At 72.5% G+C, this 17,496-nt stretch carries 14 protein-coding genes; 5 read left to right on the top strand and 9 right to left on the bottom strand.

The features are described from left to right. Positions 1 to 64 precede the first annotated feature (64 nt). Positions 65 to 826, top strand: coding sequence for an alpha/beta hydrolase (locus DQ384_RS24620; RefSeq protein WP_114031218.1), 762 nt, complete (start codon positions 65 to 67; stop codon positions 824 to 826). A 135-nt stretch (positions 827 to 961) separates the two neighbouring features. Beyond that, on the top strand, positions 962 to 1,426 hold the full coding sequence (locus DQ384_RS24615; RefSeq protein ID WP_114031217.1) for a hypothetical protein: 465 nt from the start codon (positions 962 to 964) through the stop codon (positions 1,424 to 1,426). 45 nt (positions 1,427 to 1,471) lie between these two features. Here DQ384_RS24615 and DQ384_RS24610 read toward each other — a convergent pair whose 3' ends face one another. The 7 genes from DQ384_RS24610 to DQ384_RS24580 form a co-directional block, all read right to left on the bottom strand. Further along, complete coding sequence (locus tag DQ384_RS24610; RefSeq protein WP_245966747.1) at positions 1,472 to 2,668, bottom strand: beta propeller repeat protein; 1,197 nt, start codon at positions 2,666 to 2,668, stop codon at positions 1,472 to 1,474. A 151-nt stretch (positions 2,669 to 2,819) separates the two neighbouring features. Further along, on the bottom strand, positions 2,820 to 3,509 hold the full coding sequence (locus tag DQ384_RS24605; RefSeq protein WP_114031216.1) for an endonuclease/exonuclease/phosphatase family protein: 690 nt from the start codon (positions 3,507 to 3,509) through the stop codon (positions 2,820 to 2,822). 34 nt (positions 3,510 to 3,543) lie between these two features. Continuing rightward, a complete protein-coding gene (locus DQ384_RS24600; protein WP_114031215.1) occupies positions 3,544 to 4,488 on the bottom strand; it encodes an ROK family glucokinase in 945 nt (314 codons plus the stop codon). 37 nt (positions 4,489 to 4,525) lie between these two features. Beyond that, positions 4,526 to 5,074 carry a hypothetical protein gene (locus DQ384_RS24595; RefSeq protein WP_114031214.1) on the bottom strand — a complete coding sequence of 183 codons (549 nt, stop codon included), beginning with the start codon at positions 5,072 to 5,074 and terminating at the stop codon, positions 4,526 to 4,528. Continuing rightward, positions 5,074 to 6,258, bottom strand: a complete 1,185-nt coding sequence (locus DQ384_RS24590; RefSeq protein WP_114031213.1) for an ArsA family ATPase — start codon at positions 6,256 to 6,258, stop codon at positions 5,074 to 5,076. The genes DQ384_RS24595 and DQ384_RS24590 overlap by 1 nt, the downstream gene beginning before the upstream one ends. Beyond that, positions 6,255 to 6,692 carry an SRPBCC family protein gene (locus DQ384_RS24585; RefSeq protein WP_114031313.1) on the bottom strand — a complete coding sequence of 146 codons (438 nt, stop codon included), beginning with the start codon at positions 6,690 to 6,692 and terminating at the stop codon, positions 6,255 to 6,257. Before DQ384_RS24585 ends, DQ384_RS24590 begins: the two co-directional genes overlap by 4 nt. Before the next feature lie 99 nt (positions 6,693 to 6,791). Continuing rightward, positions 6,792 to 7,559, bottom strand: coding sequence for a metallophosphoesterase family protein (locus DQ384_RS24580; protein ID WP_114031312.1), 768 nt, complete (start codon positions 7,557 to 7,559; stop codon positions 6,792 to 6,794). A gap of 196 nt (positions 7,560 to 7,755) precedes the next feature. Here DQ384_RS24580 and DQ384_RS24575 point away from each other — a divergent pair, with 196 nt between their 5' ends. The 3 genes from DQ384_RS24575 (at position 7,756) to DQ384_RS24565 (ending at position 14,722) form a co-directional block, all read left to right on the top strand. Then, positions 7,756 to 9,570: an AMP-dependent synthetase/ligase gene (locus DQ384_RS24575; RefSeq protein WP_114031311.1), complete on the top strand. Its 1,815-nt coding sequence runs from the start codon at positions 7,756 to 7,758 to the stop codon at positions 9,568 to 9,570. Between the two features lie 35 nt (positions 9,571 to 9,605). Then, positions 9,606 to 10,346, top strand: coding sequence for a 3-keto-5-aminohexanoate cleavage protein (locus DQ384_RS24570; protein WP_114031212.1), 741 nt, complete (start codon positions 9,606 to 9,608; stop codon positions 10,344 to 10,346). A gap of 116 nt (positions 10,347 to 10,462) precedes the next feature. Beyond that, on the top strand, positions 10,463 to 14,722 hold the full coding sequence (locus DQ384_RS24565; protein ID WP_114031310.1) for a HAMP domain-containing protein: 4,260 nt from the start codon (positions 10,463 to 10,465) through the stop codon (positions 14,720 to 14,722). A gap of 121 nt (positions 14,723 to 14,843) precedes the next feature. Here DQ384_RS24565 and DQ384_RS24560 read toward each other — a convergent pair whose 3' ends face one another. Together DQ384_RS24560 and DQ384_RS24555 are read right to left on the bottom strand one after the other, a co-directional pair. Further along, positions 14,844 to 15,848, bottom strand: a complete 1,005-nt coding sequence (locus DQ384_RS24560; protein ID WP_114031211.1) for an alpha/beta hydrolase — start codon at positions 15,846 to 15,848, stop codon at positions 14,844 to 14,846. A 133-nt stretch (positions 15,849 to 15,981) separates the two neighbouring features. Continuing rightward, positions 15,982 to 17,145 (bottom strand): helix-turn-helix domain-containing protein, encoded by a 1,164-nt coding sequence (locus tag DQ384_RS24555; protein WP_114031210.1) that lies wholly within the window; start codon positions 17,143 to 17,145, stop codon positions 15,982 to 15,984. Positions 17,146 to 17,496 lie beyond the last annotated feature (351 nt).

Raw genomic sequence — 17,496 nt, 5'->3', positions numbered from 1 at the left:
AACGGATCTCGCGGGGAGGCCTGGAACGTGCGACGATCAGGCGAGCCGCATCAGGAGGGGAACCATGCCGCTCATGCCCGGCTCCGAGCCGTATCAGCACGAAGGTGGACAGATCGGCGTCCTGCTCTGTCATGGTTTCACCGGGACGCCGCAGTCGCTGCGCCCATGGGCGGAGTATCTCGCGGCGGCCGGCCTGACCGTCTCGCTGCCCCGCCTTCCGGGCCACGGCACGACCTGGCAGGAGATGAACCGCACCCGCTGGGAGGACTGGTTCGCCGAGCTGGAGCGGGCGTTCGAGGCGCTCAGGGCCCGCTGCGCCGAGGTGTTCGTCATGGGCCTGTCCCTCGGGGCGTGCATGGCGCTGCGTCTGGCGGAGGTCCAGGGCCCGCAGGTGCGGGGGGTGGTGGTCGTGAACCCGTCGATCGTGAACGACGTCCCGTTGCTGAAGCTCGCGCCGGTGCTGAGGTTCGTGGTCTCCTCGGTGGCCGGCGTCGCGGGGGACATCAAGCGCGAGGGGGTGACCGAGCTGGGCTACACGCGCACGCCGCTGAGCGCCGCGGCGACGCTGCCGCGGCTGTGGTCGCTGGTGCAGTCCGAGCTCGGCCGGGTCACCCAGCCCGTGCTCGTCTACCACAGCCCGGAGGACCACGTCGTGAAGCCGGCCAGCGTCCGCTTCCTGCGCCAGGCGCTCGGTGACAACCTGACGGTGCGGGAATGCGTCAACAGTTACCACGTCGCGACGCTCGACAACGATGCCCCCGAGATTTTCGAGGGCAGCCTCGAATTCATCAGGACCCACGCCTCGGTACCCTTGCAAAGAGACTGACCGGCCTCCGCGGCGAGGCGGCACGGCGGCGAGATCCGTACGTCCGGGCCGCCCGACCGGAGCCCCGGGGAACACGATCAGCACCCAGCCGTACAGCAGTCGTGATCACGAGCATTGGACGAATCGAAGTGACCGGTGACGCCGCAGAGTGATGAGGACGAGGTCTGGCGTCAGATCGTCGCCTCCTTCAACGAGACCGCCGAAGCCCCTTCGGCCGGCCAGCCATGGCCGGACCGCGAGAACGTCCCCACCGAAGACGCCCCCCAGGCCGTGAAGGCGGAGATCCCCGCCGAGACCGCCGAGGAGGTCGCCGAGGAGGACGTCCGCCCCGCCGCGCCCCAGGAGGACGACGGCGACCACTACGTCCCTCCTCCCCCGCCACCGCTCCCCAAGATGGACTCCGGCACGAAGGTCGCCTGGCTGGCGCTGTTCGGCGGCCCGGCCTATCTGCTGCTGGCCGCGCTGTTGTCTTGGCCGATGGACGGCTGGATCATCTTCGCCGCCATCGCCGCGTTCATCGGCGGCTTCGTCGCGCTGATCGTGCGCATGGGCGACGGCCCGCCCCCGGACTCGGGGTGGGACGACGGCGCCATCGTCTGACCCGGCCCGCGCCCCCGCCCGGGGTCTCGCCGGAGACCGGCGAGGTCACCGCTGGGCGGGCGGGCTCTGGGTCTTCGGCGTCGCGGTGACGGTCTTCGGTGTGCCCGGCTGGAAGCGCTCGACCACGTCGGTGTACCGCTCGTCGGCGTCCACGACGTGCCCGACGGCGAGCGTGAGGTCGCCGACGTGCGTGACGGCCTGCAGGCGCATGGTGCGCGGCGCGGGTGAGGACTTGCCGCGCACGACCCGCCAGCCGCCGGACGGGCCACCGCGCAGCAGGTACGCCTGCCCCGCGTGCTCGGGGTCGTACCCGGAGGCCCAGAAGTGGCCCTTGCCGTCACCGGTCACGCCGTACAGCTCGGCGTACCGGGTGGGGATCGAGGCCCGGCTCCACCGCTTGCCGTTCCAGGTGAGCACCAGCGGGGTGATCTTCCCGCCGTCGTGGTAGACGCCGCCCACGGCGACCGCCTTCCTGGGGCCGTCGACGGCGACGTCCCGCAGGAAGCCTCCCTCGACGGACGGCGCCGGGACCGGGTCCCAGGTGTCGCCGTCGAAGCGCATGATCATCGGCCGGCCGCCGTCGTCGCCGACCGCCCAGCCCGCGTCGCCCTTGCGGGTGAGCGCGACGCCGTACAGTGTGCCGTCGTTCTCGCCCTCGGTGACGGTCCAGCCCGCCGAGGTGGCCGTGGCGATGAGCGGCGTCCCACCCCGGCTGCCGACGGCCACGGTTCGGCCGGGCACGGCCGCGACGCCGCCCAGCCAGTCGCGCGAGCCGAACTGCGGCACGCTGACGCGGTCGAACGCCGAGCCGTCGCCGCGCACGACGTACGGAAGGCCGTCGTGACCGTCGCCGACGGCCCAGATCTCGCGGGGCGAGGGGGCGGCGACCGACCGCAGGTGCCCCGCGCCGGAGGCGTCGTTCCGGATGCCGAACTCGGTCCAGGCGGAGCCGTCCCAGTGGGTGATCACGCTGCGGTTCTGCCAGGCCTCCCAGACGTCCTCCTGGCCCACGGCCCAGATGTCGGTGGCGGACAGGCCCACGACGTCCGACAGTGAGCCGTCGGCCTTGAGCCGCGCGCTCGCCGACTGCTGGAGCAGCGCGGCCGGCGGCCGGTCGGCGCGGGGCCGGGACGGGTCGGCGTGGGCGTGCGCTGCGGATGTGGCGCGGATGAGGCCACCGGTCAGCACGCCGGTCAACAACACGCACAAGGGCAGAGCACGCCGCGACAGGCGGCGGGACATGAGCAAATCGTACGTGTCCCGTCATCCGGTGCGCGTGAGGTACGCCAGTGTTGACCGAAAGGTCACCTGAACTCAGCCTCCCATTCCGGCGTCCGCCGACCGGCGCCCACCCGGCGGAGCGCGGGTTCGAGGGTGGGTTCCGACGCCCGGCTCAGAGGGCGACGAGGTCGGCGGCGACCGGCAGGTGGTCGGTGGCGGCGCGCAGGTCCGCCACCGACACGTCCACGCCCCCGCAGGACCGCACCCACAGCCCCTCGCCGGCCAGCACGGCGTCCAGGCGCTTGCTCGGGCTGCGGGCCGTGAAGGTGAGCCCGTCGCCCCTCGGCGCGCACGCGTAGCAGTCGGCCAGGCTCCGGGTGAGGTACTCCCACACGGGCTCGCCGGGCTGCTCGTTCAGATCCCCCGCGATCACCACGGGCGCGTGGTACCGCCGGGAGACGCGCCGCACCAGGCGCATGATCTCCACCGCGTGGCACAGCCGCGCGGCGGCGTTCAGGTCCAGGTGGACGGAGGCGGCGGTGATCCGCGTGCCCGCGTGCTCGACCACCGCCACGGCGACGCCGCGCCGTTCCAGGCCGGTGAACCGGCGCAGCAGGTGGCTCTCGGCGTGGATCACCCGGACGCGGGGGGCGGCGAGCACGGCGACGCCCCCGAAACGCCTGCCGGTGACCACGTGCAGGCCCGAGGAACGGGCGAGCTCGGCGCGCCTGCGCCGCCACCGCGCCAGGCGCGGGGCCTCCTGGACGCACAGCACGTCGGGTGCCATGGCCCGGACGACCCGCGCCAGCGCGGCGGTGTCGTCGTACATCGACCGGACGTTGTACGTGCCGACGCGGATCATCGTGGCTCGGTGCCCGCCCGTTCCCCGCGGCCCGTCAGGGGTGGCGGGCGAGGTCCGCCGCGCCGACCAGCCCCGCCGACGGCCCGAGCTCGGCCTTGCGCAGCTCGGCGTGCGGCCGGTGCTCGCGGGCGGTCAGCGCGCGCAGGAACGCCGCGCGGGACTGGTCCAGCCACAGGTCGGCGGCCCGGGACACGCCGCCGCCGAGGATGAAGCACCCCGGGTCGAGCACGGCGGCGAGGTCTGCCAGGCCCTGGCCGAGCCACTCGGCGAGGGCGGTGAACGCCGCCAGGGCGGCCTCGTCCCCCTCGCGGGCGGCCTGGGTGATGTGCTCGCCCTCGATGTCGGACACCGAGCCTCCGGCCAGCTCCAGCATGCGCCCGGCCCGCTCGGGGTCGGCGGCGGCGATCACCCGGGCGTCGTGCACCAGCGCGTTGCCGCTGGCGTACTGCTCCCAGCAGCCGAGGTTGCCGCACCCGCACAGGCGTCCGCCGGGGACGACCTGCATGTGGCCCATCTCGGCGCCCATGCCCCAGCGGCCCCGGTAGAGGGTGCCGCCGAAGACGAGGCCGCCGCCGATGCCGGTGCCGACCGTGACGCACACGACGTGGCTCTCGCCGCGCCCGGCGCCGAAGCGGTACTCGCCCCAGGCCATGGCGTTGGCGTCGTTCTCGACGACCACCGGCAGGTTGACCCGCTCGGAGATCTTCTTCTGCAGCGGCTCCTCGCGCCAGGCGAGGTTCGGGGCGAACCGGACGATGGACCTGGTCTCGTCGACGAAGCCGGCGGCGCCGACCCCCACCGCCTCGACGTCGTGGCGGCCGGCGAGTTCGAGGACCACCTCGGAGATCGTGTCCGCGACCTGGTCGGGGCTGTCCGCGGGGGTATGCCGCAGCAGGTCCTCCACGATGTGGCCGTCCTCGTCCACGACCCCGGCGGCGATCTTCGTACCACCGACGTCAACGCCGATCGTCAGCGCCATGTCTCATCCCTTCCCCCCGAGAAACGCCACCGGGCCCTCAGCCCAGGTCGATGTGCTGTACTCGGGTGTCCGTGCCGCCGGGGCGTCCCGGCCGGGCGGGCCGTGAGACCGCGTCCACCGCCTGGCGGAACGCGGCGAACAGCTCGCCGGCCGCCGCGACCAGGTGCTCGCCGACGTCTCCGCCGCTCTCGCGCCGCGCGGCCTTGAGGCGGCACACGGGACAGGCACGGCAGATGTACTCGTCATCGTCGTCATGCCCGGTCACCGCCTCACTCCACACGTCGCCGCTCGTACGGCCGCCGCCACCGCCGCCGAACGCCTGCCCCAGCCCCTGGCCGAGGCCGCTGACGCCGCCCTTCACGAAGCCCTTGCCGATCTCGCGGCCGACCCGCTCCTGCAGCGAGTCGAAGAGCTTGCGCGCCTCGCCCGCGACCGACCCGAGCGGGTCGGGGATGTCGCGGGCGGTGTCGTCCCGCCGGGTCTCGCCCTGCCGGCTCTCGTCCCGGCTTCTGAACCATTCGTCACGGTCGTCCTGCCGCCGGTCGGCGGGCTGGGCGCCATTGGTCTTCTCGTTCATCTCGGTCATCAGGCCCCTCCTGCCTCGAACCGTACCCGGAGGCGGCCGTCGCGGAGCGCCGCCTCGTGAACCGATCTTCTGGCCAGGGCGGCGGGGAGGGTGATCACGCGGCGGTAGGACCCGGCGGTGACGATCAGCTCGTCGCCCTTCCTCGCCAGGTCGACGTCGGACCTGTCCGCGAGCGGGAGGGCGAGGGTCAGCTCGTGCACGCCGCCCTCGGCGCGGACGGCCAGCGGCGGCTCGCCCACGGGCGGCGCGAACGGGTCGGACGCGCCGTACAGCTCGCCGGCCAGCGCGGCGAGCGACTCGGCGCCGACCGGCTCGGCGGGCAGGTAGGGCACCGTGTGGACGGGCAGCGGCGCGAAGGACTCGTGGACGGCGGCGAGGTGGCGGGCCTGGGCCTCCACCCACCCGCGCCGCCAGTCGTCCGACCCCTCGGCCGGGAACACGCGGTTGGCGACCACGCCGTCGACGCGGTAGCCGTAGAGGCTGAGCGAGGTGAACGTGCGGCGGGCCTCGGCCACCACGACCGCCTCGGGGGTGAGCACGAGGCGCACGGAGGCGGCGGGGCCGGTCAGCAGGTCGCGCACGCCCATGAGCCCGGTGTGCAGCCGCTCGCCCGAGCTGACCACGGCGTCCTCGGGGAGGTTGAGCCGGGTGACGTGGCGCATCACGGGGGCGATGGCGCGCAGCAGCCTGCGGCCCGCGGGCAGCAGGCGGTTGACGTGCCAGTCGAGCGCCTCGGGGAGGGCGAGCAGGCGCAGCGTCTCGGCCGTGGGGGCGCAGTCGACCACGACGACGTCCCAGCGGCCGGTGCGGACCTGCTCGCTCAGCTCCAGCAGGGCCATGACCTCCTCGGCGCCGGGCAGCACCGTGAGCTCCTCGGAGGTGATCTCGTCCAGGCCCAGCTCTGCGAGCACGCCCTGGGCGTAGTCGCGAAGGTCGCCCCAGTGGCGTTCGAGCGCCTTCTGGGTGTCGACCTGCTGCAGGTAGAGGGCGGGCGCGATCTCGGAGGGCTCCCCGGACCCGGGCACGCCGAGGGCGTCGGCCAGGGAGTGCGCGGTGTCGGTCGAGACCACGAGCGTCTTGCGTCCCCGGCGGGCGGCGAGCGTGGCCGTGGCCGCGGCGACGGTGGTCTTGCCGACTCCCCCCTTGCCGGTGAACAGCAGGACCCTCGGGCCGGACTCGCTCATCGGCCCTCGACGCGCTTCTTGAGCCCCTTGAGCGCGGTGTCGACGATGACCTTCTCGGCCTTGCGCTTGATCATGCCGATCATGGGGACCTTCAGGTCCACGACGAGCTCGTAGGTGACCTCGGTGCGGCCGTCCGCCCCGGCGAGGCGGTAGCTGCCGGTCAGCCCCGAGAGCATCTTGCCGGACTCGACGATCCGCCAGTCGACGGCCTCGTCGCCGTGCCAGGTGTAGCCGAGGGTGTACTCGTCGCTGATCACCCCGGCGTCCATGACGAACCGGACGGTCGCCGGACGGCCGTCCTCGCCCATCGACAGGACCTCCGCCGACTTCACCTGGCCCGCCCACCGCGGGTAGGACGGGAAGTCGGCGATGACCGCCACGACGGCCGGGGGCTCGGCCCCGATCGTGATGCTGGAGATGGTGCGATCAGCCATGGCCATACCGTACTCGCTCACCGTCCGCGGGCGTACGCGCGCCGGGGCGGGTGTTCGCGGTCGCGTGCTCGCGCGCGCGGCGGCGAGGCCGGCCGCGTGTCACAGATCGAGGGCGAAGGGCCGGCCGCGCCCGCGGAAGTGACCCACGTTGACGCACTCGGTGCGGCCGATCCGGGTGCGGGCGGCCAGAGGCTGGTGGACGTGGCCGAACAGCGCGTACCTCGGCTGGGTGCGCTCGATCGCCGCGAGCGTGGCCTCGCTGCCCCGCTCGAACCGCCGCGCCACCACGTCGTACAGCAGCCCGGGAACGGCGGGCGGGATGTGGCAGCACAGCACGTCGACGGCGCCGACGGCCTCCACCTTGGCGGCGTACTCCTCGTCGTCGATCTCGTAGGGCGTGCGGTAGCGGGTGCGCAGGCCACCGCCCACGAAGCCGAAGGTGAGCCCGCCGATCTCGGCGGTCTGGCCGTCGAGCACGTGGTGGCCGTCCCTGAGGTAGTCGCCCCACAGGGCGGGCACGTCCACATTGCCGTAGGTGAGGTAGGCGGGGGTGGGCATCGCGGCGAACAGGCGGGCGTACTGCTCGCGGGCGGCGCGCTCGATGTGCTCGCGCGGGTCGCCGCCGAGGGTGGCCCACAGCGCGGCGCTCATCTGCCGCGACTCCTCCATGAGGCCGGCGGCGCGCATCCGGACGTACTCCGTGGCGCGCTCGGCGCCGAACAGGTCGGCGAAGATGCCCTGCGAGTGGTCGGCGTAGTCGATGAACAGCAGCAGGTCGCCGAGGCAGACCAGCGCGTCGGCGCCGTCGGCGGCGCGGGCGAGGGCGTCGGCGCGCCCGTGGACGTCACTGACGACATGGACCCGCATGACCGACATCGTAAATCGTGAACGGCCCCGCGGACGGCCGGTGCGACTAACCTATCGCTTGGCCGGTGAGGCGACACGCACCTCGTGGCGGACGGCGCCGGCGGACGACACTGATAGCGTGGAATGCCCCTTCATACAGGGCCTGATACAGGGTCTGTGACGGCACCAGTGGCGCGTGCGCCCCGAGGAGTTGAACGTGCGCGAGTACACCGTTCCCGTGCTGGTGGACGTCCCTGCGTCCGCCAACTGCGCCGACACCGTCTTCACGCGCGGCGAGCAGGAGCCCGCCGCCGTGGTGATCAGCCGCAAGAGCGGCGACGCCTGGGTCCCCGTCACGGCCGCCGAGTTCCGCGACCAGGTCGCCGGGGTCGCCAAGGGCCTGATCGACGCGGGCGTCGGGCCCGGCGACCGCGTGGCCCTGATGTCGCGCACCCGCTACGAGTGGACGGTCGCCGACTACGCCATCTGGGCGGCGGGCGCGGTCGGCGTGCCGATCTACGAGACGTCCTCCGCCGACCAGGTGGACTGGATCCTCGCCGACAGCGGCGCCACGTGCGTGATCGTCGAATCCGAGGCGCACGAGGAGGTCGTCCGGCAGGCCACGGCCGCGATGGCCGAGCCGCCGTCCATCTGGCGCATCGACGACGGCGGGTTCGCCCGGCTGACCGCCGGGGGCGCCGACGTCCCCGAGGAGACGCTGAAGGAACGGCGCCTCGCGCGCGGCGGCCCCGAGCTCGCCACCCTCATCTACACCTCCGGCACGACGGGCCGCCCCAAGGGCTGCCGCCTCACCCACGACAACCTGCTGTTCACCGCGCACAACGTCGCCCGCGGCCCGCTGGAGGCCCTGTTCGAGGTCGACGGGCGCGCCGCGCTGCTGTTCCTGCCCCTGGCGCACAGCTTCGCCCGGCTCATCCAGATCGTCCTCATCGAGACCGGCACCGTGCTGGCGCACACGCCCAACATGAAGAACGTCGCGCCGGACCTTCAGGCGTTCAAGCCCACGTTCCTGCTCGGCGTGCCGCGCGTCTTCGAGAAGGTCTACAACGCGGCCGAGCAGAAGGCGTCGGCCGGGGGCGGGCTCAAGAGCAAGATCTTCCACCGCGCGGCGGCCGTCGCGATCGAGTGGAGCAAGGCCGAGAGCTCCGGCGGCGCGGGCGCGGGGCTGCGGCTCAAGCGCGCGCTGTACGACAGGCTGGTGTACTCCAAGCTGCGGGCGGCGACCGGCGGGCGGCTGAACGCGGCGGTGTCGGGCGGGTCGGCCCTCGGCGAGCGGCTCGGCAACTTCTTCAGGGGCGCGGGCATCGAGGTCTTCGAGGGCTGGGGGCTCACCGAGACCTCCGCGCCCTCGACCGTGAACATCCCGGGCGCCAACAAGATCGGCACGGTGGGCAAGCCGTTCCCCGGCGTCACGATCGGCGTGGCCGACGACGGCGAGGTGCTGGTCAAGGGCCGTCACGTCTTCGCGGGGTACTGGAACAACGACGAGGCCACGGCCGAGGCGATCGACTCCTCCGGCTGGTTCCACACCGGCGACGTCGGCGAGCTCGACCAGGACGGCTACCTGCGCATCACCGGCAGGAAGAAGGAGCTCATCGTCACCGCCGCGGGCAAGAACGTCGCGCCCGCCCCCCTGGAGGACCGCATCCGGGCCCACCCGCTGGTCAGCCAGGCCATGGTGGTCGGCGACGACCGTCCGTTCGTCGCCGCGCTGGTCACCCTGGACCCCGAGGCGATGGAGCAGTGGAAGGCCGCCAACGGCAGGACCGGCGCCTCGCTCGCGGAGCTGTGCGCCGACCCGGCCGTCGTCGCCGCGGTCCAGAGCGCGGTGGACGACGCCAACACGCTGGTCTCCAAGGCCGAGCAGGTGAAGAAGTTCGTGATCATCGACACCGACTTCACCGAAGAGAGCGGCCACCTGACGCCGTCGCTGAAGGTCAAGCGCAACCTGGTCGTGCGCGACTTCGGCAAGGAGATCGACGCCCTGTACTCCGTCGACACGCGGGCCTAGCGAACGTCCCGGCGCCCGCCCAGTACGGTGGCCGGATGTGGTTGAAGGCATGTCTGAACGGCGGCCGCGCGCCCGGCGAGCACCCGGCGCTGCCGCTCACCCCTGACGAGCTGGCCGCCGACGCCCGGGCCGTGGCCGGGCAGGGGGCGTCGGCCGTCCACGCCCATCCCCGCGACGCCGCGGGACGGGAGTCGCTCGACGCCGCCGACATCGGGGCCGCGGTCGCCGCGATCCGCGCCGCCGTCCCGATGCTGCCCACCGGCGTGTCCACGGGGCTGTGGATCACCGGCGGGGACGTGCACGCGCGCCTGCGCGCCGTGCGGCGGTGGGCGTCCCTGCCCGACGCCGAGCGCCCGGACTTCGCGTCGTGCAACCTGTCCGAGCCCGGCTTCCAGGAGCTCGCCCTGACGCTGCTGGACGCCGGGATCGGCGTCGAGGCCGGGGTGTGGTCGCCCGCCGACGCGGACGCGCTCGCCGCCTCGGGCCTGGCCGGGCGGGTCGTGCGCGTCCTCGTCGAGATCATCGACGTGCCGGCCGCCGAGGCCGTCACCGAGGCGGGCCGCGTCCTGGACCGGCTGGACGCGCTCGGCGTCGTGGCGGGGCGGCTGCTGCACGGCGAGGGCCCGGCCACCTGGCCGCTGCTGGAGGAGGCCACGCGCCGGGGCTTGCCGGGGCGGGTCGGGCTGGAGGACGTCCTGTGCGGCCCGTCGGGCGAGCCGGTGACGGGGAACGCCGAGCTGGTGCGTCTCGCGCTGGGGCTCTCCTCGCGCGGTTAGATGTCCGTAGCCCGCGTCTTACCTTCGCGAGGCCGAGGGGATGCCTGTTTTCCCTCCTCACGAGGGCGTCTATACGATGGTTTGGCGAGGTGTCGGCCAGATCGCAAAGGGTGGACATGGTTGAGAGCGTGAACACGGCCAAGCGCGGCAGTTCCTCCCGAAGCGGCGCGGGCGGCCCGGACGTCGATCTCCGTCAGCTGCTGGCCGGGCTCACGGCCGTGCGCGACGGCGATTTCGGCACGCGGCTGCCCGAGGACGGCGACGGCCTGTACAAGGAGATCGCCACCGTCTTCAACGGCATGGTGGACCAGCTCTCGCTGTTCACCAGCGAGGTGACGCGCGTGGCCCGCGAGGTCGGCACCGAGGGCCAGCTCGGCGGCCAGGCAGAGGTCCCCGGCGTCTCGGGCACCTGGGAGGACCTCACCGACTCGGTGAACGCCATGGCCGGCAACCTGACCGACCAGGTCCGCAGCATCGCCCAGGTCACCACCGCGGTCGCCAGGGGCGACCTGTCCCAGAAGATCACCGTCTCGGCGCGCGGCGAGATCCTGGAGCTGAAGAACACGATCAACACGATGGTCGACCAGCTCTCCTCCTTCGCCGACGAGGTCACCCGCGTCGCCCGCGAGGTCGGCACCGACGGGCGCCTGGGCGGCCAGGCGCAGGTCACCGAGGTCGCCGGCACCTGGCGCGACCTGACCGACTCGGTGAACTCCATGGCGGGCAACCTGACCGACCAGGTCCGCAACATCTCGCAGGTCGCCACCGCCGTCGCCAGGGGCGACCTGTCCCAGAAGATCACCGTCTCGGCGCGCGGCGAGATCCTGGAGCTGAAGAACACCCTCAACACGATGGTCGACCAGCTCTCCTCCTTCGCCGACGAGGTCACCCGCGTCGCCCGCGAGGTCGGCACCGAGGGCCGCCTCGGCGGCCAGGCCGACGTGAAGGGCGTCTCGGGCACGTGGAAAGCGCTGACCGAGTCGGTGAACGTCATGGCCGACAACCTCACCGCGCAGGTCCGCAGCATCGCCGAGGTCACCACCGCCGTCGCCAAGGGCGACCTGTCGCAGAAGATCCGCGTGGACGCGCGCGGCGAGATCCTGGAGCTGAAGGAGACCATCAACACGATGGTCGACCAGCTCTCGGCGTTCGCCGACGAGGTCACCCGCGTGGCCCGCGAGGTCGGCACCGAGGGCAACCTGGGCGGCCAGGCGACCGTCCGGGGCGTGTCGGGCACCTGGAAGGACCTCACCGACAACGTCAACGTCATGGGGTCCAACCTCACCAGCCAGGTGCGGTCGATCGCCCAGGTGGCGACGGCCGTGGCCCGCGGCGACCTGTCGCAGAAGATCACGGTCGAGGCCAAGGGCGAGGTGGCGGCGCTCGCGCAGACGATCAACACGATGGTCGAGACGCTGAGCGCCTTCGCCGACGAGGTCACCCGCGTGGCCCGCGAGGTCGGCACGGAGGGCCAGCTCGGCGGCCAGGCCCGCGTGCCCAACGTCGCGGGCACCTGGAAGGACCTCACCGACAACGTCAACTCGATGGCGAACAACCTGACCAGCCAGGTCCGCAACATCGCCCAGGTCACCACCGCCGTCGCCCAGGGCGACCTGACCAAGAAGATCGACGTCGACGCGCGCGGCGAGATCCTGGAGCTGAAGACCACGATCAACACGATGGTCGACCAGCTCTCGTCCTTCGCCGCCGAGGTCACCCGCGTGGCCCGCGAGGTGGGCAGCGAGGGACGGCTGGGCGGCCAGGCCGAGGTCGAGGGCGTGTCCGGCACCTGGAAGCGCCTCACCGAGAACGTCAACGAGCTGGCGGGAAACCTCACCCGCCAGGTCCGCGCCATCGCGGAGGTCACCAGCGCCGTGACCTCGGGCGACCTGACGCGGTCGATCACGGTCGACGCCTCCGGCGAGGTGGCCGAGCTCAAGGACAACATCAACTCCATGGTGAAGTCCCTGCGCGAGACCACCCGCGCCAACGAGGAACAGGACTGGCTGAAGACCAACCTCGCCCGCATCTCCGGCCTCATGCAGGGCCACCGCGACCTCGCCGTCGTCGCCGAGCTGGTCATGAACGAGCTGGCGCCGCTGGTGCGCGCCCAGCACGGCACCTTCCTGCTCGCCGAGGACACTCCGCGCGGCATCGAGCTCGGCGTCGTCGGCAGCTACGGCCACCAGGAGCTGACCCGCCGCCATGCCCTCGGCGACTCCCTCGTGGGCCAGGCGGCGCTCGCCAGGCGCACCATCCTCGTCGAGGAGGTGCCCGCCGGCTACCTGACGATCTCCTCCAGCCTCGGCCAGGCGGGCCCGGTCAGCCTGATCGTCCTGCCGATAGTCGTCGAGGACCAGGTCCTCGGCGTGATCGAGCTGGCCAGCCTCAACAGGTTCACGCAGGTCCACCGCGCCTTCCTCGAACAGCTCGTCGAGACCATCGGCGTCAACGTCAACACCATCGTCGCCAACGCCCGCACCGACTCCCTGCTCACCGAGTCGCAGCGCCTGGCGACCGAGCTCCAGGTCCGCCAGGAGGAGCTCCAGCGCTCCAACGCCGAGCTGGAGGAGAAGGCCGAGCTGCTGGCCCAGCAGAACCGCGACATCGAGACCAAGAACATCGAGATCGAGCAGGCCCGCCAGGAGCTGGAGGACCGCGCCCAGCAGCTCGCGCTCGCGTCCAAGTACAAGAGCGAGTTCCTGGCCAACATGAGCCACGAGCTGCGCACCCCGCTGAACTCCCTGCTCATCCTCGCCCAGCTGCTGGCGCAGAACCCGGCGCGCAACCTCACCGCCAAGCAGGTCGAGTACGCCAACGTCATCCACTCCGCCGGCACCGACCTGCTTCAGTTGATCAACGACATCCTCGACCTGTCCAAGATCGAGGCCGGCAAGATGGACCTCACGCTGGAGCCGTTCCACCTGCGCCAGCTCCTGGACTACGTCGAGGCGACGTTCCGCCCGATGACCACCGAGAAGGGCCTGCGCTTCGACGTCCGCATCGCGCCGGACGTGCCCACCCAGCTCCTCATGGACGAGCAGCGCCTGCGGCAGGTCCTGCGCAACCTGCTCTCGAACGCGGTCAAGTTCACCGAGGCCGGGTCGGTCGAGCTGCGCGTCGAACGCGGCACGCTCGAACCGCAGGGCGGCCCGCCGCAGGAGGCCCTCGCGTTCCACGTCGTGGACACCGGCATCGGCATCGCCGAGGAGAACCTCTCGCAGATCTTCGACGCCTTCCAGCAGGCCGACGGCACCACCAGCCGCAAGTACGGCGGCACCGGCCTCGGCCTGTCGATCAGCCGCGAGATCGCCACGCTGTTCAACGGCGAGATCCGCGCGGTGAGCACGCTCGGCGAGGGCAGCACGTTCAGCCTCTACCTGCCGATGAGCCACTTCTCCGAGGATCCCCTGCCCGACACCCGCCCGGACTCCTTCGCCAGGCCGCCCGCGCCGGAGATCCTCGTGCGGGCGCCCATCGAACTGCCCGCGCCGGCGCAGGCCGCCCCTCGAAACGGCCTCCCGGGCGAGAACGGCCGCAGGCTGCTGGTCGTCGAAGGACGGGCCAACGGCCTGCTGTCACTGCTGGCGCAGAGCGTCGTCGCCGACCTGTCGGAGACGCACGGCCCGGTGCGGGTCACCACGGCCAGCGACCCCGACAGCGCCATGGCCGCGCTCGCCGGGGACGACTACCACTGCATCGTGCTCGACCTCGGCATGCCGCACGACGCCGCCGCCGAGTTCCTGCGCCGGCTCGACGACGACCCGGCGCTGCGCACACTGCCCGTGCTCGCCCACCACACGCGCAAGCTCACCCGCAACCAGGAGAAGCTGCTCCAGGGCCGCTCGCGCACCCAGCCCCTGGAGCGCCTGCCCAGCCTGGACGAGCTGCGCGAGCGCATCACGCTCCACCTGTCCGCCAAGGGTCCCGGCGACGTCCTCCCGCTGGTTCAGTCGACCCCCGAGGAGGCGCCGCGCGACGTCGAGAAGGTCGACAGCGGCCTGCTCGGCCGCAAGGTGCTGGTCATCGACGACGACGTCCGCAACGTCTTCGCGCTCACCAACATCCTGGAACTGCACGGCATGCAGGTGCTCTACGCCGAGAACGGCCGCAAGGGCATCGAGATGCTGATGCGCAACGACGACGTCGACCTGGTCCTGATGGACATCATGATGCCGGAGATGGACGGCTACGCCGCCACGGCCGCGATCCGCGAGATGCCCCGCTTCTCCAGCCTCCCCATCATCGCCGTCACCGCCAAGGCCATGCACGGCGACCGCGAGAAGACCCTGTCCTCCGGCGCCAGCGACTACGTGACCAAGCCCGTCGACGCCGAGGAACTCATCGACCGCATGCAACGCTGGCTCCAGCTCTGACCGCCCAGACCGGCAGGACGACGGAGGTGATCAGGAGAAGACCTCCACCTGGCATCGAGCGGCGTCGCCCCTGGCCATTCGTGTATCTCACACGTGCCGCAGGACGACCAGACGCTGCGGGTCAGGTGCCGAGGATGCGGCGGGTCCAGTTGGTGCGGGTCTCGTTGGCGGCGGCCGATACCGCCGCGTGGGGGGCCATGCCGGAGAAGCCGTGGAAGCCGCCGGCCCAGACGTGCAGGTCGGCCACGCCGCCGGCCGCCCAGATGCCCATCGCGTACGCGACGTCCTCGTCGCGGAAGACCTCGGCGGAGCCGACGTCGATGAACGCGGGCGGCAGGTTCGACAGGTCCGTGGCGCGGGCGGGCGCGGCGTAGATCGACACCTTGCCGGTGCCGCGCCGGTCGCCGAGCAGCGCGGTCCAGCCGGTCTCGTTGCTGCCCCGGTCCCAGACGCCGATGCCGTCGTACTGGTGGCTGGAGAGGGTCTCGTTGCGGTCGTCGAGCATGGGGCAGATCAGGAGCTGGCCGATCAGGCGCGGGCCGCCGCGGTCGCGGGCGAGCAGGGCCACCCCGGCGGCCAGCCCTCCCCCGGCGCTGGCTCCGGCGACCAGGATGCGCTCCGGGTCGGCGCCGAGCTCCCGGGCGTGGGCGGCGGTCCAGAGCAGGCCCGCGTAGCAGTCCTCCACCGGCGCGGGGTCGGGGTTCTCGGGGGCCAGCCGGTACTCGACCGAGACGACGACGGCGCCGAGGTCGACCGCCCACTCGGCCAGCATCCGGTCCATGCCCGTGAAACGGTCGCCGATCACCATGCCGCCGCCGTGGATGTTGTAGACGCACGGCGCTCCGGGCGGTAGATCATGCCGCTTGAACACCGACAGTGTGATGTCGGGGTCGCCCTCGGGGCCGGGCACCACGTGCTCCGTATGGGCGAGCCCGTACTGCTGGAGGATCGGGTCGATGGGCGGGCTCGCCATGCCGGACCGCCTCGTCTGGATGAGGTCTTCGGCGAGCGTCGTGGAGGCCTTCGCCCCGGGCTCCGTGCCATGGGCCGAGGCGAACTGCTGCAAGACGACCGCGAGCGCGGCCTCCAGCTCGGTGTCGTACGGGGGACGGGGTATGGTCGTCATCGCACTCCTCCAGCGGTGTCCCGGCCGCTCCGGGCCTTACGTTCATGCTGGTCCTGGGCCTGTCGGCCCGGCAACCGCCACCTGACCCGGCTTCCGCCCCGGCCGCCCGCCACCCGGCGGTCCCGCGAAGAGGTCAGTCGAAGCGGTTCGACGCGAGCTGCCACAGGGTGAGGGCGAGGGTCAGGCGTACGCGGCCCGCCGGGGTACGCAGGTCGTATCCGAGGGCCGCCGAGAACTCGGCCGCCTTCGCCTGCACCGTGGAATGGTGCAGCCCGGCGTCGGCCGCCGCCGATCGCAGGCTGCCGGTGACCGCGATGGATTCCAGCAGCTCATGGGCGTGCCGCGAGGACGCGACGACGGAACCGACCGCCTTGACGTCCGCCAGGCCGGCCAGGTCGGCGGCGTCCGCCAGGCGGGCGATGTCGGCCAGCACGCCGAGGTCGTCCGCGCGAATGGCGGGCCACCGCGCGTTGGTGAGCCGGAGGGCGATCACGGCGTGCGCCCACGATTCGTGCAGGAGGGCGGGTACCCGCGCCTCGCCGATGCCCAGCCGGTCACCGGCGTCCGCACCCGAGGCGACGTCGGAGGTGGTGACGATGCCGGGTGGGATGGCGGCGCGAGCAGCGGTGCCGGTGTTCGCAGGGGCGTCGGCGTCCACGATGGTCGCCCGCAGTATTCCCACCGTCGTGTCGAGGAGCGCGTGGGGGCCGTCGGCGGCAACGCTCCGGGCCACAGGCATGCGGCCGCCAGGGGCGAGGGGCCGGGTGGCGGGCGCGTGGCTGCCCGGATCGAGGGGTCGGCCGGCGGGGGTGGCGAGGACGCGGTACTCGTGGGTCGCGCGGAGCCGGAGGTGGACGGCGGCGAGCTTGCGGGCGTCGGCGCCCGAGGACGGGTCGAGGAGGGTTTCGACGGCCTGGCTCGTCGTCGCGACGCCGTTGAGGCGGTCCAGCGTGACGCCCAGCGCGATGGCGGCGCGTTCGAGGATCATCTCGTCGTTCGCGTGCGTCTCGTCCTCGCGTTCGAGCCACACCAGCCCCTCCGCGCCGACCGCGTGGCTCGGGCGGCCCGCGAAGTCGGACGGGACCGGCTCGCGCGTCCGCGCGCCGGCGGACGTGACGCGCATCCGCCGTCCGCCCGCGACGAACCCCGCCGGGCTCCCGGCCAGGATCGCGGCGCCCCGGATCAGCGCCTCCAGACCCGCCTGGCGCTGCACGAGGGCGTCGAAATAGGTGATGATCTTCACCCCCTCGCTCGCGATGGGATCAAGGGCGGTAAGACGTCCGAGAAGCTCCTCCATCAGCGGCTCCCACCTCTCTCGGGCCCACCAGCCTAAACCCGCCCCCGACCCCGTCCGCCGACGCGAACCATCCCCACAACCCCGGCGACGGCGACTCACCCCCTCGCCGGCCCACCGATCCCCCAATCCCCTCAAAGATGTCAGCCGTTCCGACTCCGCTCGCCAGGACGGCAGGCCGTCGCGGGACGCGCCGGCCGCGCGGAGTCGAACTGTAGGGCACGTACCTGGTGCTGGAGGAGCGACGCGAGGTCTACGTCATCCGTCTCGAACGGCCGTGAGGGCGTGGGGTTCGGGCAAGATTCGGGATAGGGCGTCATGGCCGCGCCGTCTGGTCCGGGGTGGGGCGGCGGG

Source organism: Sphaerisporangium album, assembly GCF_003323745.1.
GTDB classification, from domain to species: domain Bacteria; phylum Actinomycetota; class Actinomycetes; order Streptosporangiales; family Streptosporangiaceae; genus Sphaerisporangium; species Sphaerisporangium album.
Note: the sequence above shows the minus strand (reverse complement) of the source record. Positions and strands in the feature narration are given on the sequence as shown.